Annotated in this window: 22 protein-coding genes and 2 riboswitches; of the genes, 14 read left to right on the top strand and 8 right to left on the bottom strand. The window is 69.0% G+C overall.

Annotated elements, in window-relative coordinates:
- Window positions 1-137 precede the first annotated feature (137 nt).
- Entirely contained in the window at window positions 138-1,211 is a 1,074-nt protein-coding gene (gene cobW, locus ACO2RV_RS14060; RefSeq protein ID WP_423293977.1) for a cobalamin biosynthesis protein CobW, read from the bottom strand.
- Between the two features lie 120 nt (window positions 1,212-1,331).
- Window positions 1,332-1,539, bottom strand: a riboswitch (cobalamin riboswitch).
- 69 nt (window positions 1,540-1,608) lie between these two features.
- A riboswitch (cobalamin riboswitch) is annotated at window positions 1,609-1,825 on the top strand.
- Window positions 1,826-1,856: 31 nt separating this feature from the next.
- Here cobW and ACO2RV_RS14055 point away from each other — a divergent pair.
- From ACO2RV_RS14055 to ACO2RV_RS14030, 6 genes are all read left to right on the top strand, one after another.
- Entirely contained in the window at window positions 1,857-2,042 is a 186-nt protein-coding gene (locus ACO2RV_RS14055) for a CbtB domain-containing protein (protein WP_423293975.1), read from the top strand.
- 19 nt (window positions 2,043-2,061) lie between these two features.
- Entirely contained in the window at window positions 2,062-2,787 is a 726-nt protein-coding gene (locus tag ACO2RV_RS14050) for a CbtA family protein (RefSeq protein WP_423293973.1), read from the top strand.
- 8 nt (window positions 2,788-2,795) lie between these two features.
- Entirely contained in the window at window positions 2,796-3,302 is a 507-nt protein-coding gene (cobU, locus tag ACO2RV_RS14045) for a bifunctional adenosylcobinamide kinase/adenosylcobinamide-phosphate guanylyltransferase (protein WP_423293971.1), read from the top strand.
- Complete coding sequence (gene cobO, locus ACO2RV_RS14040; protein ID WP_423293969.1) at window positions 3,299-3,913, top strand: cob(I)yrinic acid a,c-diamide adenosyltransferase; 615 nt, start codon at window positions 3,299-3,301, stop codon at window positions 3,911-3,913. Before cobU ends, cobO begins: the two co-directional genes overlap by 4 nt.
- A 252-nt stretch (window positions 3,914-4,165) precedes the next feature.
- Window positions 4,166-4,420: an NINE protein gene (locus tag ACO2RV_RS14035; RefSeq protein ID WP_423293967.1), complete on the top strand. Its 255-nt coding sequence runs from the start codon at window positions 4,166-4,168 to the stop codon at window positions 4,418-4,420.
- A gap of 25 nt (window positions 4,421-4,445) precedes the next feature.
- A complete protein-coding gene (locus ACO2RV_RS14030; protein WP_423293965.1) occupies window positions 4,446-5,906 on the top strand; it encodes a cobyric acid synthase in 1,461 nt (486 codons plus the stop codon).
- Between the two features lie 149 nt (window positions 5,907-6,055).
- Here the strand turns inward: ACO2RV_RS14030 and cbiB are convergent, their stop codons facing one another.
- Window positions 6,056-7,030, bottom strand: a complete 975-nt coding sequence (cbiB, locus tag ACO2RV_RS14025; protein WP_423293963.1) for an adenosylcobinamide-phosphate synthase CbiB — start codon at window positions 7,028-7,030, stop codon at window positions 6,056-6,058.
- Between the two features lie 112 nt (window positions 7,031-7,142).
- Between cbiB and recQ the strand changes: the two genes are divergently transcribed.
- The 4 genes from recQ to tmpT all read left to right on the top strand — a co-directional run bounded on the left by recQ (window position 7,143) and on the right by tmpT (window position 11,463).
- Window positions 7,143-8,981, top strand: a complete 1,839-nt coding sequence (recQ, locus tag ACO2RV_RS14020; protein WP_423293961.1) for a DNA helicase RecQ — start codon at window positions 7,143-7,145, stop codon at window positions 8,979-8,981.
- 129 nt (window positions 8,982-9,110) lie between these two features.
- Complete coding sequence (locus ACO2RV_RS14015; protein WP_423293959.1) at window positions 9,111-9,656, top strand: SRPBCC family protein; 546 nt, start codon at window positions 9,111-9,113, stop codon at window positions 9,654-9,656.
- 8 nt (window positions 9,657-9,664) lie between these two features.
- Window positions 9,665-10,738, top strand: coding sequence for a YncE family protein (locus ACO2RV_RS14010; RefSeq protein ID WP_423293957.1), 1,074 nt, complete (start codon window positions 9,665-9,667; stop codon window positions 10,736-10,738).
- Between the two features lie 86 nt (window positions 10,739-10,824).
- A complete protein-coding gene (tmpT, locus tag ACO2RV_RS14005) occupies window positions 10,825-11,463 on the top strand; it encodes a thiopurine S-methyltransferase (RefSeq protein WP_423293955.1) in 639 nt (212 codons plus the stop codon).
- Window positions 11,464-11,487: 24 nt separating this feature from the next.
- Here the strand turns inward: tmpT and ACO2RV_RS14000 are convergent, their stop codons facing one another.
- The gene (locus ACO2RV_RS14000; protein WP_423293953.1) at window positions 11,488-12,588 is read right to left on the bottom strand and encodes a sulfate/molybdate ABC transporter ATP-binding protein; all 1,101 of its coding nucleotides are present in this window, start codon (window positions 12,586-12,588) and stop codon (window positions 11,488-11,490) included.
- A gap of 266 nt (window positions 12,589-12,854) precedes the next feature.
- Between ACO2RV_RS14000 and ACO2RV_RS13995 the strand changes: the two genes are divergently transcribed.
- Window positions 12,855-13,484, top strand: coding sequence for a GNAT family N-acetyltransferase (locus tag ACO2RV_RS13995; RefSeq protein ID WP_423293951.1), 630 nt, complete (start codon window positions 12,855-12,857; stop codon window positions 13,482-13,484).
- A 3-nt stretch (window positions 13,485-13,487) separates the two neighbouring features.
- Here the strand turns inward: ACO2RV_RS13995 and ACO2RV_RS13990 are convergent, their stop codons facing one another.
- On the bottom strand, window positions 13,488-13,886 hold the full coding sequence (locus ACO2RV_RS13990; RefSeq protein WP_423293949.1) for a flagellar export protein FliJ: 399 nt from the start codon (window positions 13,884-13,886) through the stop codon (window positions 13,488-13,490).
- Window positions 13,887-14,420: 534 nt separating this feature from the next.
- Between ACO2RV_RS13990 and ctrA the strand changes: the two genes are divergently transcribed.
- The gene (gene ctrA, locus ACO2RV_RS13985) at window positions 14,421-15,122 is read left to right on the top strand and encodes a response regulator transcription factor CtrA (protein WP_423293947.1); all 702 of its coding nucleotides are present in this window, start codon (window positions 14,421-14,423) and stop codon (window positions 15,120-15,122) included.
- 146 nt (window positions 15,123-15,268) lie between these two features.
- On the opposite strand, the gene copM is transcribed toward ctrA, so the two are convergent.
- From copM to chpT, 4 genes are all read right to left on the bottom strand, one after another.
- Entirely contained in the window at window positions 15,269-15,676 is a 408-nt protein-coding gene (gene copM / locus ACO2RV_RS13980; protein ID WP_423293945.1) for a CopM family metallochaperone, read from the bottom strand.
- 64 nt (window positions 15,677-15,740) lie between these two features.
- The gene (locus tag ACO2RV_RS13975) at window positions 15,741-16,127 is read right to left on the bottom strand and encodes a hypothetical protein (RefSeq protein WP_423293943.1); all 387 of its coding nucleotides are present in this window, start codon (window positions 16,125-16,127) and stop codon (window positions 15,741-15,743) included.
- Between the two features lie 101 nt (window positions 16,128-16,228).
- Window positions 16,229-17,380 carry a chemotaxis protein CheW gene (locus tag ACO2RV_RS13970; RefSeq protein WP_423293941.1) on the bottom strand — a complete coding sequence of 384 codons (1,152 nt, stop codon included), beginning with the start codon at window positions 17,378-17,380 and terminating at the stop codon, window positions 16,229-16,231.
- 91 nt (window positions 17,381-17,471) lie between these two features.
- Window positions 17,472-18,119 (bottom strand): histidine phosphotransferase ChpT, encoded by a 648-nt coding sequence (gene chpT, locus ACO2RV_RS13965; protein WP_423293939.1) that lies wholly within the window; start codon window positions 18,117-18,119, stop codon window positions 17,472-17,474.
- 158 nt (window positions 18,120-18,277) lie between these two features.
- On the opposite strand from chpT, the gene ACO2RV_RS13960 reads away from it, so the two are divergent.
- On the top strand, window positions 18,278-19,105 hold the full coding sequence (locus ACO2RV_RS13960) for a 3'(2'),5'-bisphosphate nucleotidase CysQ family protein (RefSeq protein WP_423293937.1): 828 nt from the start codon (window positions 18,278-18,280) through the stop codon (window positions 19,103-19,105).
- A 145-nt stretch (window positions 19,106-19,250) separates the two neighbouring features.
- Window positions 19,251-19,844, top strand: a complete 594-nt coding sequence (locus ACO2RV_RS13955) for a DUF1134 domain-containing protein (RefSeq protein WP_423293935.1) — start codon at window positions 19,251-19,253, stop codon at window positions 19,842-19,844.
- Window positions 19,845-19,862: the final 18 nt, after the last annotated feature.

Genomic DNA, 19,862 nt, shown 5'->3' with positions numbered 1-19,862 from the left:
ATGTGCACCGTCATCCTGAGGTGCGAGCGAAGCGAGCCTCGAAGGATGGTGGAGCCACGCGCCGTGACGACCATCCTTCGAGGCCCGGACGACGTCCGGGCACCTCAGGATGACGTTGTGTCGTGTGGCAGGCGCCCTCATGCCGCCACTGCCTCGCCGGCGAGGATCGCCTCCACCTTCGCCCGGTCGAGCCCCTTGAGCCCGATGGCGACCAGCTTGCCGGCGCGCGGCGCGTCGCCCCACGGGCGCTCATAATGATGGTCGACGCGCGGGCCGACCGCCTGCACCAGCAGGCGCATCGGCTTGCCCGCGACGGACAGGAAGCCCTTCACCCGCAGCACGTCCGCCTCCTCGGCGGCGCGGGCGACACGGGCGGCCAGCACGGCGGGATTGGCGATCTCCGGCACGTCCACCACGAAGCTGTCGAAGTCGTCATGGTCGTGGTCCAGCTCGTCGTCATGATGGGTCTTGCGGTTCTCGATGTCGTCCTCGGTGCCGACGCCGAGGCCCATCAGGATGGCGGGGTCGATCCGCCCGCCGGTGACGCTCACCACCTGCACGCCCCTCGGCAGCTCGGCATCGAGCGCGGCGCGGGCGCGCACGGCCCCTTCCGTGTCGATGAGGTCGCCCTTGGTGAGGATGACGAGGTCGGCGCAGGCGATCTGGTCGTCGAACACTTCCTCGATCGGGTCGTCATGGTCGAGCGAGGCGTCGGCGGAGCGCTGCTCGTCCAACGCGTCGTGGTCATGCGCCACGCGGCCGGAAGCCAGCGCCTCGCCATCCACCACCGCGACCACCCCGTCCACCGTGACCCGGCTGCGGATCGCCGGCCATTGGAAGGCCTGCACCAGCGGCTTGGGCAGCGCGAGGCCGGAGGTCTCGATCAGGATGTGGTCGACCCTCGGCACGCGCGAGAGGATGGCGTCGAGCGCGGGCACGAAATCGTCGGCGACGGTGCAGCAGATGCAGCCATTGGCCAGTTCGACGATGTTCTCCTCCGGGCAGGTGTCGATGCCGCACCCCTTCAGGATTTCGCCGTCGATGCCGACATCGCCGAACTCGTTGACGATCACGGCAAGGCGCTTGCCCGTCACATTCTCCAGCACGTGGCGGATCAGCGTCGTCTTGCCCGAGCCGAGGAAGCCGGTGACGATGGTGCATGGCACCCGCGAGAGGTTGCTCGAAGTGGCGCTGGTTGCGGCGGCGGTCATGCGGCGTCTCCACGAAAGCCCAAGAGGTTCACGGGATGCGCCGGTCGCGGAGGGGTCTCCGCGCGAAGCCGGGGGATGGACCCCAACGGCTCTACCCGCTCGCCGGGCACCCCGCCGGCAAACGCGACCGGATCGACGGCAGGTCTCCTGGCTCGCGGGTCCTGGCCCTCGTCGCCGCCTTCCCGGAGTGTCCTCCAGTGGCTTATGGCGTGGGCTCGCCGCTTACAGTTGCGGGGGCAGCCGCGGAATAGGGCGCATGAAGCACCCGGCACCGCATTCCCTCTTCGTCCCTCCCCGGAAGGAGGAAACCGTCGATCCCGGCCACTAAAGGAGCGCGGGGTGTGAATGTCAAACCGGACACCCCTCATCGCCATTGCGGCATGGCATTTGACCGCTATAGTCGCCCGATGTCGTCGGTTCCCGTGATGCGCACGGGACGTAAGACGGGAACGCGGTGGGGCGGAAACCTTGAAAAGGTGGACGCCGATTCCGCGGCTGCCCCCGCAACTGTAAGCGGCGAGCCCTCCTCCATCAGCCACTGGCGTTCGCGCCGGGAAGGCGGAGACGGGCCGAGACCCGCGAGCCAGGAGACCGGCCGTCGACAAAACCGCAACGACCCTCGGGTGGAGGGTCAAAGGAGCTGTCATGAACATCCCTCACGGCCGGACCGCGGCTGCCTCGACCGAATCCGCCGCCTCGCGCGCCGTCCAGATCACCTTCGCCGCGCTGCTCGGCGTGTTCGTGCTCGGCGGCGTGGGCTTCTCCCACATCAGCGCCGTGCACAATGCGACGCACGACGTCCGGCACGCCAACGCCTTCCCCTGCCACTGACGGTGAGGGAACGCGCATCATGTCGCTTTTCAGGACGATTCTGTTCGTCGCCGCGCTGGCCGGCATCGGCACCGGCGTGGTCGGCTCCGCCATCCACCTCTATGCCACCGTCCCGCTGATCCTCCAGGCGGAGACCTTCGAAAGCGCCGGTGGCGAGGCGGCTCCCACCGAAGCCGCGACGCATGAGCATGCGCCCGGCACCGCCGCGCACGAGCATGCCCATGACGGCGACGAATGGGGCCCCTCCGACGGGATCGAGCGCAACGGCCTCACCGTGATCTTCACCGTGCTCACCGGCTTCGGCTTCGGCCTCTTGCTGGTGGCGGCGAGCGAACTCGCCGGCGGGCTGAAGAACTGGCACCAGGGCGTGCTCTGGGGTCTGGCGGGCTTTGCCGCCTTCACCCTCGCGCCCGGCCTCGGCCTGCCGCCGGAACTGCCGGCCATGCCCGCCGCCGATCTCGCGACCAGGCAGCTCTGGTGGATCGGCACGGTGGCGGCGACCGCCGGCGGCCTCGCGCTCATCGCCTTCGGCCGCTCGCCGCTGCTCGCCGTGCTGGGTGTCGCGCTGATCGTCGCGCCGCATGTCATCGGCGCGCCGCAGCCCGACAGCCATGAGAGCCCGATCCCGGCATCGCTGCACCACAGCTTCATCGTGGCGAGCGTGATGACGAGCTTCGTGTTCTGGGCGCTGCTCGGCGGTCTCGCCGGCTGGCTGCGCCCGCGCATTGCCGGTACGGCCGCCTGAGCGCCGGCATGGGCCTGACCTTCGTCCTCGGCGGTGCCCGCTCCGGCAAGAGCCGGCACGCCGAGGAGCTTGTCGAAGCTCTGCCGCCGCCCTGGACCTATCTCGCCACGGGCGAGGCCTATGACGACGAGATGGTGGAGCGCATCGCGCTTCACCGCTCGCGGCGCGGCACGGGCTGGGTGACGCTCGACGTGCCGCATGAGCTTGCCGCCGCGCTCCGCGCGCTGCCCGCCGGCCGCGCCGTACTGGTCGACTGCCTCACCCTCTGGCTGACCAACCGCCTGCTCGCCGAGGCCGATCTCGCCGCCGAGAGCGCCGCGCTGGTGGAGGCGCTCAAAGCCCATGACGGGCCGGTCGTCGTGGTCTCCAACGAGACCGGGCTCGGCATCGTGCCGGACAATGCGCTGGCCCGCCGCTTCCGCGACGCGCAGGGCCGGCTGAATCAGCGGGTCGCCGCCCGCGCCGACACCGTGATCTTCATGGTCGCCGGCCTGCCGATGAGGGTTAAGGGATGACGGGAATCTCCGAGGAAGATGCCGCGCGCCATCGCGCCAAGATGGAAAAGCGCAAGGCGGTGCAGGACGCGGAAGTCGCGGAAAAGACGGTCGAAAAGGGCCTGCTGATCGTCCACACCGGCGCCGGCAAGGGCAAGTCGACCGCCGCCTTCGGCCTTGCCTTGCGCACGCTCGGTCACGGAGGCCGCGTCGGCGTGGTGCAGTTCATCAAGGGCGCCTGGCACTCGGCCGAGCGCGACGCGCTGGAGAGCTTCGGCCCGCGCGTCGCATGGCACTCCATGGGCGAGGGCTTCACCTGGGAGACGCAGGACCTCGCCCGCGACATCGCCAGCGCCCGCCGGGCCTGGAACAAGGCGCGCGAGCTGATGGCGGACGAGAGCATCGGCCTCGTCATCCTCGACGAACTCAACATCGCGCTGCGCTACGACTATCTGCCGCTCGACGAGGTGCTGGCGGCGCTGGCCGCCCGCCGCGCCGGGCTCCACGTCGTCATCACCGGCCGCAACGCCAAGCCGGCGCTGATCGAGGCGGCCGATCTCGTCACCGAGATGAGCCTGGTGAAGCACCACTTCAAGGCCGGGGTGAAGGCGCAGAAGGGCATCGAGTTTTGAGCAATCGCCGCCGCTTTCCTCTCCCCGTGGGGGAGAGGTGGCCCGCGAAGCGGGTCGGTGAGGGGGTACACCGTTGGATGTCGCGAAAGACCCCTCACCCCAACCCTCTCCCCGACGGGGAGAGGGAGAAAAACGGAAGACGTCTTGCGGCAAGGATTCGCGCCGGGCGATCTCGCAATTCCGCTGGGGCATCCCTATGTTTTGTGGGACGCCGGATGTTGCGGCGTGGCTTGTTCACGGAGAAACGCTTCGATGCGTTCCACCCCCGTCGCTTATCTGTTCTGGTTCTTCGGCCTGATCGGCATTTGCGGCATCCATCGCTTCTATACCGGCCGCTACTGGACCGGCGCGCTCTGGCTGCTCACCGTTGGCCTGTTGGGCATCGGCCAGATCGTCGACCTGTTCCTGATTCCGGGCATGGTGCGCGAGGCCAATCTCGAACGCCGCGTCGACTATCTCGAGGGCCGGAGCTACGGCTCGCAAGGCCACGGCCATCATCACGGCTGACGTTGCGAACTGACGAGGGCGTGCGATGAACGCGCGCGCCCTCATGTTCCAGGGCACCGGCTCGGATGTCGGCAAGTCGCTGATCGTCGCCGGCCTCGCCCGCGCCTACAGCAATCGCGGGCTCATCGTCCGCCCCTTCAAGCCGCAGAACATGTCGAACAACGCCGCCGTCACGCCCGACGGCGGCGAGATCGGCCGTGCGCAGGCATTGCAGGCGCGCGCCGCCCGCGTGGCGCCGTCGGTCCATATGAACCCGGTGCTGCTGAAGCCGCAGAGCGACGTCGGCGCGCAGGTGGTGGTGCAGGGCCGCTCGCGGGGAAACGCCAAGGCGAGCGAGTATCAGACGCTCAAGCCCGCGCTGATGGCGGCGGTGCTGGAGAGCTATGAATTGCTCCGCACTGACGCCGACCTCGTGCTGGTGGAGGGCGCCGGCTCCGCCTCCGAAATCAACCTGCGTGCCGGCGACATCGCCAATATGGGTTTTTCCCGCGCGGCCGACGTGCCTGTGATCCTGATCGGCGATATTGACCGCGGCGGCGTCATCGCCAGCCTGGTCGGCACCCGCGCGGTGCTGCCGGAGGACGACGCCGCGATGATCCGCGGCTTCCTGGTCAACCGCTTCCGCGGCGACCCCGCGCTGTTCGCCGCCGGCATGGAGGAGATCGCCCGCCGCACCGGATGGGCCGCGCTCGGGCTCATTCCGTTCTTTCCCGATGCCCGCCGCCTGCCGGCCGAGGACGCGCTCGGGCTGGAGGCGGCCGCGCTCGCCAAGCCGGGGGCGAAGCTCCGCATCGCCGTGCCGATCCTGCCGCGCATCGCCAATTTCGACGATCTCGACCCGCTGGAGGCCGAGCCTTCGGTCGAGGTGATCCGCCTGCGCCCCGGCACGGCGCTGCCCGGCAATGTCGACCTCGTCATCCTGCCCGGCTCGAAATCCACCATTGCCGATCTGGAAGACCTGCGCCGGCATGGCTGGGACATCGACCTTGCCGCCCATGTCCGGCGCGGCGGGCGGGTGCTGGGCCTGTGCGGCGGCTATCAGATGCTCGGCCGCTCCATCGCCGACCCGGACGGCATCGAGGGCCCGCCCGCCACCGTGCCGGGACTGGGGCTACTTGATGTCGACACCGTGCTGACCGGCGAGAAGCGCCTCGTCGCGGTGACCGGCACCGCTGCCGGCGTGCCGTTCTCGGGCTACGAGATGCATATGGGCGTCACCGAAGGCCCCGGCCGCGCCCGTCCCTTCGCGCTGATCGACACAGAAGGGCCGGAAGGCGCCGTCTCCGAAGATGGGCGGGTCATCGGCACCTATGCGCACGGCCTGTTCACTGAGGACCGCCAGCGCGCGCATTGGCTCGCCAGCCTCGGCGCCGCGCCGAGCACGCTCGCCTATGAGGCCGGCGTGGACGAGACGCTCGACGCCCTCGCCGCGCATCTGGAGCGGCATGTCGATCTGGATCGGCTGCTGGTGCTGGCGGCGGGCTGAACTCCCTCCTCCTTTCCCTCTCCCCATGGGGAGAGGTGGCCCGCGAAGCGGGTCGGTGAGGGGCGACGCGATTGCGGAGCGTCTAAGATCCCTCACCCCACCCCTCTCCCCCTCGGGGAGAGGGTGCAGGTCGCTCCCAATGGTTCCTCTCACACCGCCAGCACCAGCACGGCGATCGCCAGCACGCCGACCATCACCCCGTCCGCCGCGCGATAGAGTTGCAGGGCGCGGCGGATATCCGCCGCCGTGCAGTCGCGCCGGCCGCCCTCGCCCATCACCCCGTCGGTGGAGAGCTTGCCGCCATAATAGCGCGGACCGGCAATGGCGATGCCGAGCGCCCCGGCCAGCGCCGCCTCCGGCCAGCCGGCATTGGGCGAGCGGTGCTTGCCCGCGTCGCGCAGCATCGCCGCCCACGCCTTGCGCGCCGAGGCACCGGGCACGAACACCGCCGCCGCCACCAGCAGCGCGCCGGCAAGCCGCGAGGCCGGCAGGTTGACGAGATCGTCGAACCGCGCGGAAGCCCAGCCGAAATCGGTGTGCCGCGCGTCCTTGTGGCCGATCATGCTGTCGGCGGTGTTCACCGCCTTGTAGGCCGCGCCTCCCGCCAGCCCGCCGACCGCCATCCACAGCGCCGGGGCGACGATGCCGTCGGAGAAATTCTCCGCAAGGCTCTCAATGGCGGCACGCGCCACGCCGGCTTCGTCCAGCTTGTCGGGATCGCGGCCGACGATCTGCGACACCGCCCGGCGCCCCGCCTCAAGGCTGCCATCGAGCCCGTCCGCCACCCGCGCCACATGCGCGTGCAGGCTGCGCTGGGCGAACAGCGTGGAGCCGACGAAGGCGGCGTAGAAGAAGCCCATGGGCAACAGGAACAGCAGCTTCTGCGCCACGGCTCCGGCCGTCAGCGACACCGCCAGGATGATCGCCAGCGTCGCGACGCCGGCGCATTTGCGCTCCAGCGGCGTGTCGGTGTCGCGGTTGACATGGGTGTCGAGCAGGCCGATCAGGCGGCCGATCCACATCACGGGATGGCCGATCCGCTCCAGCAAAATCGAGGGATAGCCGAATGCGGCCTCGAACAGCAGCGCGACCAGGGTTAAACCAAGGGTGATTTCGAGGGCCATCGGGGTGATTCTCGGTGAGCTCCGCGAATCCGGCGGACGCGCGGACGTACCATTTCCGCCTGCGTGCTCCCCAGCAAGGGCCAGAAGCCATCGAGAGGCGCGCATTGACGCGATGAACATCTCCGTCCACCCCACGCTCGGCGTGCTGCCGCCGGATATCGAGACGCGCAAGCGCGCCCGACTGGCGGAAGTGTTCGGCTTCGACCGCTTCCGCCCCGGCCAGCAGGAAGTTGTGGACGCCGTCCTCGCGGGCGTGCCGACGCTCGCCGTCATGCCGACCGGCGCGGGCAAGTCGCTGTGCTACCAGCTGCCCGCCCTCGTCTTCGGCGGCCTGTCCATCGTCATCTCGCCGCTGATCGCGCTGATGGACGACCAGGTGAACGCGCTGAAACTACAGGGCGTCGCCGCCGAGGCGATCCATTCCGGCAAGTCCCGCGAGGACAATGTCGCGATCTGGCGGCGTGTGGCGGCGGGCGAGGTGAGCCTGCTCTATCTCGCGCCCGAGCGGCTGATGACCGAGCGCATGCTCGCCGCGCTCTCCCGCCTTGAGCTCGGGCTGGTCGCGGTGGACGAGGCGCATTGCATCTCGCAATGGGGCCACTCCTTCCGCAACGAATATCTCGGCCTCGGCCGGCTGCGCGAGATCTTCCCCGACGTGCCGCTGGTGGCGCTGACCGCCACCGCCGACAGGGCGACGCGCGACGACATCGTCGAGCGGCTGTTCGGCGGGCAGGCGCGTGTGTTCGTCTCCGGCTTCGACCGGCCGAACATCTTCATCGGCGTGGAGGACAAGAAGGACCCGGCGCGGCAGATCGAGAGCTTCGTGCGGGCCCGCGAGGGACTGTCGGGCATCGTCTACCGCATCTCGCGCAAGAAGGTGGAGGAGACCGCCGAGCGGCTCTCCGCCGCCGGCATCCGCGCCTTGCCCTACCATGCCGGCCTGACGCCCGAGACCCGCGCCGCCAACCAGGAGACCTTCCTCGCCGAGGACGGCGTCGTCATGGTCGCCACCGTCGCCTTCGGCATGGGCATCGACAAATCCGACGTGCGCTATGTGCTGCACGCGGATTCGCCCGGCACGCTGGAGGCCTATTACCAGGAGATCGGCCGCGCCGGCCGCGACGGCCAGCCCGCCGAGGCGATGCTGCTCTATTCGGCCGGCGACATCGCCACCCGCCGCCGCTTCCTCGACGAGGAGCCCTCCCCGCCCGAGCGCAAGATGGTGGAAGCCCGCCGGCTCGACGCCATGGTCGGCTTCTGCGAGGCGGTGACCTGCCGGCGCGCCGTGCTGCTCGGCTATTTCGGCGAGCGGGCGAAGGCCTGCGGCACCTGCGACGTGTGCCGCGACCCGCCCAAGGTGGTCGATGCCAGCCGCGACGCCCAATTGGTGCTGCGCATCGTCCGCGCCACCGGCGAGCGCTACGGCGCCGCCTATGTCGCTGGCATCGTCACCGGCCAGCGCAACGACCAGGTCGTGGCGCGCGGCCATGACCGGCTGGCCGATTTCGGCACGGGCGGCGACAAGCCGGCGACCGAGTGGCGGGCGCTGCTGCGCCAGCTCGTCGCCACCAACGCGCTGCATGCCGACCCGCAGCGCTATGGCGCGCTCGTCCTGACCGAGATCGGCGCCGCCGTGCTGGGCGGCACCCGCGCCTTCACGCTGCGCGCCCCGGCCAAGCGCGAGCGCACCCGCTTCGCCCGCTCGCAGAGCGGGGCGGAGCTCGCCCCGGCGGAAAGCGCCTTGCTCGGCAAGCTCAAGGCGCTGCGGCGCGAGCTCGCCGCCGAGCGCAACGTGCCGGCCTATGTGGTGTTCGCCGACAAGACCCTGGAGGAGATGGCGGTGGAGCATCCGCGCACGCGCTCGGAACTCGCTGGCGTCAAGGGCGTGGGCGCCGCCAAGCTGGAGGCGTTCGGCGCCGCCTTTCTTAAGATTCTCAAAGAATTCTCTTAGGAACTTCAAGAAATTCCGTCGTGAAGTTTTTCACGTGGTGGAGAGTTCACGAACCCCGATTCTGTCCCTAGACTGCTTCGCAACGGATGAGAAAAGTCCGCTCACGAACCCTGTTCCGGGATGGAAACGATGAAGCTCCAACTGTTCGCCGCGGCGCTCGCCGCGACCTCGATGCTTGCCACGCTCGGCGCCGCCTCCGCGCATGGCCCGACCCGCCAGAAGGTCTCCGAGACCATCGAGATCAACGCCACGCCGGAGAAGGTGTGGGCCGTGGTCAGCAATTTCCAGGACGGCGGCTGGATTCCGGTCGTCGACAAGACCGTGGGAACCGGCGGCAATGCGCCGGGCGCCAAGCGCACCCTGACGCTGAAGAACGGCGCCACCGTCGACGAGGAGGTCGCCAAGCTCGAGCCGGAAAAGATGACCCTCATGTACCGTATCGAACAGGTCGACGTGAAGGTGCTGCCGGTCACCAACTACTCGTCCTGGCTCATCGTGACGCCGGTGGATGGCGGGGCGAAGTCCAAGGTGGAATGGCGCGGCGCGTTCTATCGCGGCTATCCCAACAATGATCCGCCGCCGGAACTGGACGACCAGGCCGCGGTCAACGCCGTCACCGGGCTCTACAAGGCCGGGCTGGACGGGCTGAAGAAGAAGATCGAAGGCGGCAGCTGAGGGCGGTCATGTCGATCCTTGCCCCCTCTCCCCGGCGGGGAGAGGGTTGGGGTGAGGGGGGAGGTTGCCCGCCGATCGGGCGCCTACCCTCGGACGGCGCCGAACCCCTCACCCAACCCTCTCCCTCAGGCAGAGGGCTCTGGGTCGCGCTGATCACGGCCGCCACCCTCCTCCTTGCCCCGCTCCCCGCCACTGCCGACGAGGCTTTCGTCACCTCGCAGCCGGCGGAGATGCTTTCCGTCGTCGACCTCGACACGCGCAAGGTCGTCGCCACCCTGCCCATTCCCGGCAAGCCGGCGGGCATTGCCGTCTCCCCGGACGGCAAGCGGGCCTTCGTCACCTCGCCGGACGGCAAGGCGCTGACCATCGTCGACGCCGCCACCCGCACCGTCGAGCACCGCGTCGATGTCGGCGGCGGTCCGCTGGGCGTCGCCGTGCACCCCTCGGGCAGGACGGCCTATGTCGCGGACTGGTACCAGCACCGCATCGTCGCGGTGGAGGCCGCGAGCGGCGCGATCGAAGGCGAGGTGAAGGTGGGGAATTCCCCCTCCGGCCTCGCGCTGACGCCGGACGGTACGCTGCTGGTCTCCGCCGACCGGGATTCCGACGCGGTGAGCCTGATCGACCCGAAAAGCCTCACCCGCCTCGCCTCGATCAAGGTCGGCAACCGCCCCTTCGGCGTCACCATCGATGCCGCGGGCAAGCGCGCCTACACCGCCAATGTCGCCTCCAATGATGTGAGCATCATCGACCTCGCGACCCGAAAGGTCGTCGCCACCGTGAAGGTCGGCCAGCGGCCCTATGCAGTGGCGCTGGCGAAGGGGCGAGCCTTCGTCACCGACCAGTACGATTCCACGGTGAGCGTGTTCGACACGGACACGCTGGCGCCGCTCGCCACCATCCCGGTCGGCGACTATCCCGAGGGGATCGACGCCAGCCGCGACGGCGCCTTCGTCTATGTCGCGAACTGGGAGGCGAACACGCTGAGCGTCATCGACGCCGCGACGCTGAAGGTGGTCGACGACATCGCCATGGCCGACGGTCCGCGCGCCTTCGGGGTGTTCATCCGCAAGGCACGCTGACGCAAGGCACACTGACGTGGTTTTCCGCACGCGCCGGACGTGAAGCGGGGCTATCGTGCCCGGCACGGCGATATGAGGGCGAGACGATGGAACAGGAATTCTGGCACCGCAAATGGCAGAACGGCGAGATCGGCTTCCATGAGGCCGACACCAACCCGCTGCTGCTGCGTCATTTCCCCGAACTCGGCCTTGCGCGCGGCGCGCGCGTCTTCGTGCCGCTGTGCGGCAAGAGCCGCGACATGCACTGGCTGCTCGGCCAGGGATGCAAGGTGACAGGCGCCGAGCTCAGCCGGCTTGCCGTGGAACAGCTGTTTGCCGAGCTCGCCCTGACGCCGGTCATTACCGAGGAAGCCGCGCTGGAGCGCTTCGAGGCGGACGGGCTCACCGTCTTCGTCGGCGATTTCTTCGATCTCGACCGGGAGAAGCTCGGCGCGGTCGACGGTGTCTATGACCGGGCCGCGCTCATCGCCCTGCCCGCGCCGATGCGCGAGCGCTATGCCGGCCACCTCGCCGCGCTGACCCGCCACGCGCCGCAACTGCTGGTCACCCTCGAATATGATTCCACCGACGCCGTCGGCCCGCCCTTCTCCGTGCCGGAGCACGAGGTGCGCCGGCTTTACGGCTCGGCCTTCCATGTTACCAGCCTTGAGAGCCACGCGCTGAAGGACGGGCTCAAGGGAGTGCACCCCGCCCGCGAGAGCGTCTGGCTGCTGAAGGCCCGCTGAGGGCGCCGACAGTCGTCGCCCGGTTCAGATCGCGTATTCGCCCGGCTGCTGCACCGCCGGGGCGCGGCAGTCGACGCCGGCGCCGCCACCGGCGAACAGCCGCGCGCGGTCGAGCCGCACCGCCACCTGCTCGCCGATCGGCACCCGCACGGTCGGGGCGATGTCCGCCTCGAACAGGGCCGAGCCGACCTCGATCTCGACGCGGCGTATGGCGCCATGCCGGCGGAAGCCCTGCACCTTGCCGGTGAGACCCGGCGTGCCCGGCAGGCCGAGCGACACGTCGTGCGGGCGCACATAGAGCAGGCCCGGCCCGTCCGGCACCGGCTGGGTGGCGGCGGCGATGGCGGTGGTGCCGGCGATGGCGACGCCGTCCTTCACCTCGACCTCGATGCGGCTGGACTCGCCCATGAAGCCGAATACCGCCGCCGTTTCCGGCCGGTCATAGACATCGTCCGGCGTGCCGATCTGCTCGATCCGGCCCTTGCCCATCACCACCACGCGGTCGGCGAGTTCGAGCGCCTCCTCCTGGTCATGGGTGACGAACAGCGTGGTGTGGCCGGTGCGGTCATGCAGCTCGCGCAGCCATTTGCGCAGCTCCTTGCGCACCAGCGCGTCGAGCGCGCCGAAGGGTTCGTCGAGAAGAAGCACCTTCGGCTCGATGGCGAGCGCGCGGGCCAGCGCGACACGCTGGCGCTGGCCGCCGGAAAGCTGGGCGGGGAAACGCCCGCCAAAGGCTTCCAGCTGCACCAGCGCCAGCAGATCGGCGACCCGCTTCTTGATCTCCGCATCGGAAGGCCGCTCGGCACGCGGGCGCGAATGCAGGCCGAAGGCGACATTCTCCGCCACCGTCATGTGGCGGAACAGCGCGTAGTTCTGGAACACGAAGCCGATGCCGCGACGACGGACCGGCACGGAGAGCGCATCCTGCCCGTCGAACAGGATCCGGCCATGGCTCGGCTGCTCGAGACCGGCGACGATGCGCAGCAGCGTCGTCTTGCCGGAGCCGGACGGGCCGAGCAGCGCCACCAGTTCGCTCGGGCGAACCTCCAGCGACACGTCCGACAGCGCCAGGGCGCCGCCGCCGAAGCTCTTGCCCACCTTGTCGATCGTCACGGCGACCGTCATGAATTCACTCTCATTAGATGTATTAAATCGAATTACCCGCAAGATATCTGAAAATTCGCGACTGTGAACCCCTGTGGTGTGGCCGGAGGCTTGCGGAAGTCATCCTCCATCAGGAACACCGTCATCCTGAGGTGCCCGACGAAAGCCGGGCCTCGAAGGATGCTCGTCAAGTGCGCTATAGCAACCATCCTTCGAGGCTCGCTGCGCGAGCACCTCAGGATGACGGTGTATTGTGGACAGACTCTCAAGCCTGTATGCCTCGCCGCATGAACGAACCAGCCACTCTCGCCCCCCTCGCGCTGAAGCTCGACGGCTACACCGCCCTGCCGGCAGGCAAGATCGCCTCCATCGTGACCATGCTGGAAATGACCGCGCCGCCCGCGCCGCTGCCGGAGCGTGGCACGCAGGGGCTGACGCTGGAACCCGTCCCCGCGCCGGGCGTGGAGTGGTATCGCGCGCTGTTCCGCCGCATCGGCGAGAACTGGCTGTGGTTCTCGCGGCTGCGGCTCAGCGAGGCGGAGCTCGCCTCGATCCTCGCCGATCCGGACGTGTCGGTTTACGCGCTGCGGCGCGATGGCGAGGATGTGGGCCTGGTCGAGCTCGATTTCCGCGTGCCGGACGAAGTGGAACTGGCGTTTTTCGGTCTGGTGCCGGAGTTCGTCGGCAGCGGGGCCGGACGCTTCATGATGAACCGCGCGCTGGCGCTGGCGTGGGAGCGTCGTCCGGCGCGGGTGCATGTCCACACCTGCACGCTCGATCATCAGGCGGCAGTGCGCTTCTACATGAAGGCGGGCTTCCGCCCCTATGCGCGCGCCGTCGAAGTGGTGGACGACCCTCGCCTTGCCGGCCTGCTGGCCGGCGACGCGGCGCCGCACGCGCCGCTGATCACGCTTTAGGCGTCAGGCGCCGAGCACGGCGCGCGCGCGGCCGGCAATGTTGCGCGGGGGAATTTCGACCGGGGCATCACTGCGCTCGCGCTCGCCGAGCGCCTCGACCTTCTTGAGGTCTTCCAGCGCCGCGTCGAGTTGCGCCTTGGCCTCGTCCAGCTGGACTTTGAGTTCATCCGCCGAGCGACGCAGATTGTCCCGCCGCGTCGCCGCTGCGCGGGCATAGGTCGAGTAGGCGAAATGCTGGGCATCGGTGATGCCGGAACGCTGCTCCTCGGCCTCGATCTCACGGTCGAGATCGCGCGACATGCGGTCGAAGTCCGCGATCATCGTCTGGATCTGGATGAGGTGGCGACGCTTTTCCTCCGCCTGGAACCGCTTGAGGCGGGTGAGTGTGTCGAGCGACTTCATGGCCGGCTGTACTCCGCTCCGTCGGGCCGGCCCGGCGCCTCTCGCCTCCCGCGGGAGTGAAACGCACGCGTCCGGTTCGAGCCGCCCTTACGCGGCGGCATCCGCATGATCGCCAACAGATGTTGCCGCTTCCTTACCCTTTTCGCCGCGAACGGTACTTCGGGAAGGAATCTGCGACTCCTCAACAGGATGGAAACGATTTGTTTACCGGCCTCGTTAATGATCGAGGCATCGTCCGGTGCGGATTGTCGGTGCATGCGAAAGCAGAGTCGGCAGACTCACTTACGGTTATACCTTAAGATTCGACTCTAGCAGTCGGGTTGAAAAATTCTGGTTCTTAACCAGCTGCTTGCGGCAAGACTCGAAGATTTTTCGCGTCCCCGCTTGTGCACGGGAATCAGATTTTGTTAACCCTATTGCATGTAGTAACGAATCGGTGTGCCGGGCCGGGCGCGGGGAGGGGTCACGCTCGGGCCGGGAGTTTTCCGATCAGGCGCTGAAACCCCCGGGGCCGTGGCGAGGAAGGGGATTGGCATGCGCGTCTTGCTCATCGAGGACGACCGCGCGACCGCGCAAAGCATCGAACTGATGCTTAAGTCCGAGAGCTTCAACGTCTACACGACGGATCTCGGCGAAGAGGGTGTCGATCTCGGCAAGCTCTACGATTACGACATCATCCTGCTGGATCTGAACCTGCCCGACATGTCGGGCTACGATGTGCTGAGGGGCCTGCGCGTCGCCAAGGTGAAGACCCCCATCCTCATCCTCTCCGGCCTCGCCGGCATCGAGGACAAGGTGAAGGGCCTCGGCTTCGGCGCCGACGACTATCTCACCAAGCCGTTCCACAAGGACGAGCTGGTGGCCCGCATCCACGCCATCGTGCGCCGCTCCAAGGGCCACGCCCAGTCGGTCATCACCACCGGCGACCTGGTGGTCAATCTCGACACCAAGACGGTCGAGGTGGCCGGCAACCGGGTGCACCTGACGGGCAAGGAGTACCAGATGCTGGAGCTCCTCTCCCTGCGCAAGGGCACGACGCTCACCAAGGAGATGTTCCTCAACCATCTCTATGGCGGCATGGACGAACCCGAGCTGAAGATCATCGACGTGTTCATCTGCAAGCTGCGCAAGAAGCTGGCGAACGCCTCGGAAGGTCACAACTTCATCGAGACCGTCTGGGGCCGCGGCTATGTGCTGCGCGAGATGGGCGAGCAGGAACAGCGCATCCCGGCCTGAGCCGGACGCCAATCCCGAGCGGTGAGGCGCCTCGATGCGCCTCCCCAACTGGAGCCCCGCCGCAAGGCGGGGTTTTTGTTTGCGCGGTGCGGGTCACGGATAAGCGCGGATGCCCGGCCAATGGCCGGGCATCGCGTCGCCCCCGGCTACTTCGCGTTCTTGGCGATCCAGGACTTGAGGAAGGCGATCTCGCTCTCCTGCGCCTTGATGATCTCCTCCGCGAGCTTCCTCAGCTCGGGATCCTTGCCGTATTGCAGCTCGATCCTGGCCATGTCGATCGCGCCCTGATGATGCGGGATCATGCCACGGGCGAAATCGACATCGGTGTTGCCGCTGAAGGGGATCGCCATGCCTTCATGCATGTGGGCGTTGGCTTTCTCGAACGCCTCGGTCGAGGGGCTCGCCGCCCCGCCGCCCATATGCGCGCTGTGGTCCATCGGCATCTGGCCCATCGGCATATTGCCCTTCTGCATGGGCATGTTCTGGCCGAAGGCATAGGCGCCGGCGAGCGAGAGCGATGCCGCCAGCAGGGCGGTCCTTGCGAAACTGTTCATGACGTTATCTCCGTCGGATCGTGATCGGACGCGGCCGGAATTGACCGCGTCTGGCGGGCAGCGATCAGGACGGACGCGGCGGCGGCACTGGAATGGCGGGCTCGCGGCTGGCCATCGAACCGCCCGGCCCGACCGGCAGCGCCAGACCGCGCGCCTCCGGGTGGCGAAGCGTCGGCACGGCGAGCGGCGGCGCCACAAGCTGACTGACGACACAGCACATGTGCTGGCGCGCGGGATCGGGATGCAGCGTCCGGCCCGCCGCCGCCATGTGAGCCGTGAAGACCGGCCCCGAGGAAGCGTGCATCGTCCCGCCGACGGCGGGCTCCGCCGTACGGGCGTCGTGGCACGGCAGATCGCGCGGCGCCATGCTGACCGCGGCCGCCGGTCCCGCCATCGAGAAGGCGAGCGCGGCCAGCGCCAGTAACAGTCGCACAATACGTAGCAACTTCATCCGCCCGGAATCTCGCCGAATATCCAACGGCGTGGACATTAGCAGGCCGCCGGCCGGAAGTTGAGGTGGGGCGAGCCCTTATGCCGCTCCTGTGAAGTCCGTCAGGCGGCCTGCGGGCGCCGGCTTATCAGCGCGGCGATCAGCGCCACCGGGTCATCCGCCGGCACCACCGCGTCGAAGCCGGCCGGGTTTGCGATGCTGCCGCGCTGACGGAAGCCGATGCGGCGGGCGCCGCCCTGAAGCTGCTCGCAGGCCGCCAGCGACGCGCCATAGGCGTCGAGGTCGAACAGCAGGATATCGAAGCGTCCGCCCACCAGCCGGGCCGCGCGGGGATCGTCGGCGATCGAGACGTCGTGCCCCATCGAGCGGACGAGATCGCGCAGGCGCGTGCGCCCCTCCCCCGCCGGAGCCGTCAGCAGCACACGGGCGGCCGCCGCTGCCGTAGGAATGGTCTCGCCCGGTTCCAGTAGACGATAGCGGCCGGAGGCGGTGACCAGCATGCGCGTGCCGCCGAGCCGCTCGACCCGGCCCTGCGGAGCAAGGCCGACCACTTCGTCGACCGCGAGCGCCTCGCCCTCCCCGCCGAGCATCAGCAGCATGCGCCGGCCGTCGATCGCGCTCATGCCGCGCAGCGCGGCGACGCGCACCGCCTCCATTTCGAGACGGCCGGCACGTACCAGCAGATGCGCGCTGTCGCGTTCGCAGGCACTGGGCAGGCGAGGCCGCGACGCCACGACGCCAATGGGAAGGTCGATCAGAGCCGCCTGGGTTCCGTCGGCGAGGCGCGCGACGCCGCCGATCAGGTCCTCGCAGGGCTGGAATTCCTCGCGCCAGACATGGGGCATCACCTTCACGTCGGCGGCCTCGCGGCGGGGCATGTCGTCGACGAGCAGCGTCGCGCGGACCTTGCCGTCTTCGCCGAACAGAACGAGCGCGCCCTGCTCGGGCCGCGTGGGGGCGAAGCCGAGGCGGGTGGCAAGGCGGATCAGCGGCAGCCCGCTCGTGCCCAGCGTCCCGGCCTCCGCCATTTTCGCCAGCCGGGCCCAGCGGTCGCCTGCCAGCGGCATGACGTCGACGACATGGCTCGCCGGCAGCGCGAAGCTCATGCCGCGCAGCGAGAACGCCAGCACCTCCGCTCGGCCGGAATCGCTCAGGCTCGCCGCGCCGGTCCCCTGGTGGAGCCGGGTCGGAACGGGGCCGCGACGGGCGGCGGATGACACTTCGAACGACAACATCGGCAACCGGCGATACATGACTGACACCCGCGCCTCTCGTGGCGCGCGAGCCGAGTGTCATCCCGATCGCGTTAATGTCGTCTGAAGGTGCCGCAACGAGAGGAAATCGTCAGGCCAGCTCGGCGGCGATGACCACGCCCTCGCCCTCGAGCGCGATGCTGATGCCATAGCCGGTGGCGCGGGCGAGAAGGCCGGTATAATGCGGCTGGATGGCGTGGGCATCGAGCGCGCCTCCTTCCGCCGCATGGCCGGCCAGCAGGTCGATCAGATGCGCGGGGATCCGCGAATGGCTGCCCGCCGTGGTGAGGCGGAAGCCGCCGGCATCGCCCTCGCCGGTCGCCAGCACGGCGATACGCCCGCCGCGCGGAATGGTCGAGGACGCGACCATGATGAGGTTGAGCAGCAGCTTCACCTTGTTCTTCGGCGAGAGCGTGCGCGGCACCTGCCATTCGAGGCTGGTGCGGTCGTCCTGGATGAAGCCGCGCGCCACGTTCTCGGCGTCGCCGGTGTCGATCTGCGCGCCGGCGGAACCCGCCGCCCCGAAGGCGAGCCGGGCGAATTGCAGGCGGGCGGAGGCCTGCCGTGCGCTCTTGGCGATGAGGTCGAGGGCGAACGCCTTCATGCTGGGGTCGTCCTCGTCCTCCAGCACTTCCAGCCCGTTGACGATCGCCCCGACGGGGCTGATCACATCGTGGCACACGCGCGAGCACAGCAAGGCGGCGAGGTCGAGCTTGTCGAGGTCGACGGCGGTCGTCATCGGTTCCCCTTTGCGTCAGCCGGGAGAAGGGCGGCGGATCGGGTGGGCGAATCGCCCGCGCTGCGTGCGGACGGGCTGCGGGGTGTGATACACCGCGCCTCCGGCCGCGCCAACCGACAGCGCGAGCCTTGGCCACAACCGATGAAAGCGGACCTCGCATGTCCTCCGGCACCCCCACCTCTTCCGGCGACCTCGGCCTGCTCGCCGCCCTCGCGCAGGCGGCGCTGAAGGCCGGCACGGTAATCCTGCGCATTCGCGACGAAGGCATGGGCGCGCGGCTCAAGGCGGACAACAGCCCGGTGACGGCGGCCGATCTCGCCTCCGAGGAATTGCTGCGCGCCGAACTGGAGGCGATCCTGCCCGGCGTGCCGGTCATCGCCGAGGAAGCGGTCGCGGAAGGGCGCGGCGAACGCCCGGCCGACACCTTCCTGCTGGTCGACCCGCTCGACGGCACGCGCGAATTCGTCGGCGCCAGCGGCGAATTCACCGTCAATATCGGCCTGGTGGTGGGCGGGGTGCCGACCTTCGGCATCGTCTACGGCCCGGCGGTGGAGCGGCTTTATGCCGGGGCGACCTTCGCGTCCGGCGAGGCGCGCGCCTTCCGCGCTCACCGCCGCGCGGGCACCGATGCGGACGCCGCGGGCTGGGAGCCCATCGCCTGCCGCCCCATTCCCGCGCGCGGCATCGTCGCGGTGGCGAGCCGCTCGCATCTCGACGCCGATACGGCGGCGCTGCTCGACGGGCTGGATGTCGCCGAGCGCCTCAGCATCGGCTCGGCGCTGAAATTCGGCCTGGTGGCGGAAGGCCGGGCCGACATATATCCCCGCCTGGGCACGGTCTGCGAGTGGGATGTGGCCGCCGGGCACGCTTTGGTGCGCGCCGCCGGCGGCAGCGTGCGCCGTCCCGACGGCAGCGCCCTGCCCTATGGCCGGACGGCGGAGAATTACCGCGTGCCGGCCTTCATCGCCTATGGCGCCGAGGCATGACGGGTACACTCCCGCGCCAATCGGACGTGCATGGCCACGCCCTGCCTTCCCCAGACCACACTCCGTGCTATTGATAGCGGGGAGCGCGCCGCCTGCGGCCGCCCCGGATCACACGCCGTCACCGACCACAACCGCGAGACCGACGATGCCGACCTTGCGCGCCCTGTTTGCCTGCCTTGCCCTTCTTTCCGCCGTGCCCTTCCTCGCCGCTCCCGCCCAGGCGCAGTACCGGCAGCCGCAGCAGCCGGCGCCGTCCAACACCTATTCGAGCGACGAACTGGTCCAGCAGGGCCACGGATTCTTCGGCGAGGTCTCGCGCGGCCTGGCCCTGTCGATCGAGAAGGCCGTCGCCCAGTGGGGCCAGCCCAACGGCTACATCCTCGGCCAGGAGGGTTCGGGCGCCTTCGTCGGCGGCCTGCGCTACGGCGAGGGCACGCTGTACACCCGCAATGCCGGCGACGTGAAGGTCTACTGGCAGGGCCCCTCGCTCGGCTGGGACTTCGGCGGCGACGGCGCGCGCACCATGATCCTCGTCTACAACCTCAATTCCATCAACGACATCTACCGCCGCTTCGGCGGCATCTCCGGCTCGGCCTATTTCGTCGCCGGCTTCGGCATGACGGCGCTGGCGGCCGACAATGTCGTGGTGGTGCCGATCCGCTCGGGCGTCGGCGTGCGCCTCGGCGCCAATATCGGCTATCTGAAATTCACCCCCCAGGCGACCTGGAACCCCTTCTGACGCTTGATCGGGCGAATT

The organism is Ancylobacter sp. VNQ12 (assembly GCF_049445835.1).
Lineage (GTDB): Bacteria > Pseudomonadota > Alphaproteobacteria > Rhizobiales > Xanthobacteraceae > Ancylobacter.
This window is presented reverse-complemented; position numbering and strand designations above follow the sequence as displayed.

What these genes read in the sequence shown, in the direction of transcription:
- tmpT (WP_423293955.1), top strand. Translation starts at nt 10,825, where the DNA reads ATGGAACAGGAATTCTGGCACCGCAAATGGCAGAACGGCGAGATCGGC.
- cobW (WP_423293977.1), bottom strand. Translation starts at nt 1,211, where the DNA reads ATGACCGCCGCCGCAACCAGCGCCACTTCGAGCAACCTCTCGCGGGTG.
- copM (WP_423293945.1), bottom strand. Translation starts at nt 15,676, where the DNA reads ATGAACAGTTTCGCAAGGACCGCCCTGCTGGCGGCATCGCTCTCGCTC.
- ACO2RV_RS13975 (WP_423293943.1), bottom strand. Translation starts at nt 16,127, where the DNA reads ATGAAGTTGCTACGTATTGTGCGACTGTTACTGGCGCTGGCCGCGCTC.
- ACO2RV_RS14035 (WP_423293967.1), top strand. Translation starts at nt 4,166, where the DNA reads ATGCGTTCCACCCCCGTCGCTTATCTGTTCTGGTTCTTCGGCCTGATC.
- cobO (WP_423293969.1), top strand. Translation starts at nt 3,299, where the DNA reads ATGACGGGAATCTCCGAGGAAGATGCCGCGCGCCATCGCGCCAAGATG.
- ACO2RV_RS14010 (WP_423293957.1), top strand. Translation starts at nt 9,665, where the DNA reads ATGTCGATCCTTGCCCCCTCTCCCCGGCGGGGAGAGGGTTGGGGTGAG.
- cbiB (WP_423293963.1), bottom strand. Translation starts at nt 7,030, where the DNA reads ATGGCCCTCGAAATCACCCTTGGTTTAACCCTGGTCGCGCTGCTGTTC.
- ACO2RV_RS13995 (WP_423293951.1), top strand. Translation starts at nt 12,855, where the DNA reads ATGAACGAACCAGCCACTCTCGCCCCCCTCGCGCTGAAGCTCGACGGC.
- ACO2RV_RS13960 (WP_423293937.1), top strand. Translation starts at nt 18,278, where the DNA reads ATGTCCTCCGGCACCCCCACCTCTTCCGGCGACCTCGGCCTGCTCGCC.
- ACO2RV_RS13970 (WP_423293941.1), bottom strand. Translation starts at nt 17,380, where the DNA reads ATGTATCGCCGGTTGCCGATGTTGTCGTTCGAAGTGTCATCCGCCGCC.
- ACO2RV_RS13955 (WP_423293935.1), top strand. Translation starts at nt 19,251, where the DNA reads ATGCCGACCTTGCGCGCCCTGTTTGCCTGCCTTGCCCTTCTTTCCGCC.
- ACO2RV_RS13990 (WP_423293949.1), bottom strand. Translation starts at nt 13,886, where the DNA reads ATGAAGTCGCTCGACACACTCACCCGCCTCAAGCGGTTCCAGGCGGAG.
- ACO2RV_RS14015 (WP_423293959.1), top strand. Translation starts at nt 9,111, where the DNA reads ATGAAGCTCCAACTGTTCGCCGCGGCGCTCGCCGCGACCTCGATGCTT.
- chpT (WP_423293939.1), bottom strand. Translation starts at nt 18,119, where the DNA reads ATGACGACCGCCGTCGACCTCGACAAGCTCGACCTCGCCGCCTTGCTG.
- cobU (WP_423293971.1), top strand. Translation starts at nt 2,796, where the DNA reads ATGGGCCTGACCTTCGTCCTCGGCGGTGCCCGCTCCGGCAAGAGCCGG.
- ACO2RV_RS14050 (WP_423293973.1), top strand. Translation starts at nt 2,062, where the DNA reads ATGTCGCTTTTCAGGACGATTCTGTTCGTCGCCGCGCTGGCCGGCATC.
- ACO2RV_RS14055 (WP_423293975.1), top strand. Translation starts at nt 1,857, where the DNA reads ATGAACATCCCTCACGGCCGGACCGCGGCTGCCTCGACCGAATCCGCC.
- ctrA (WP_423293947.1), top strand. Translation starts at nt 14,421, where the DNA reads ATGCGCGTCTTGCTCATCGAGGACGACCGCGCGACCGCGCAAAGCATC.
- ACO2RV_RS14030 (WP_423293965.1), top strand. Translation starts at nt 4,446, where the DNA reads ATGAACGCGCGCGCCCTCATGTTCCAGGGCACCGGCTCGGATGTCGGC.
- recQ (WP_423293961.1), top strand. Translation starts at nt 7,143, where the DNA reads ATGAACATCTCCGTCCACCCCACGCTCGGCGTGCTGCCGCCGGATATC.
- ACO2RV_RS14000 (WP_423293953.1), bottom strand. Translation starts at nt 12,588, where the DNA reads ATGACGGTCGCCGTGACGATCGACAAGGTGGGCAAGAGCTTCGGCGGC.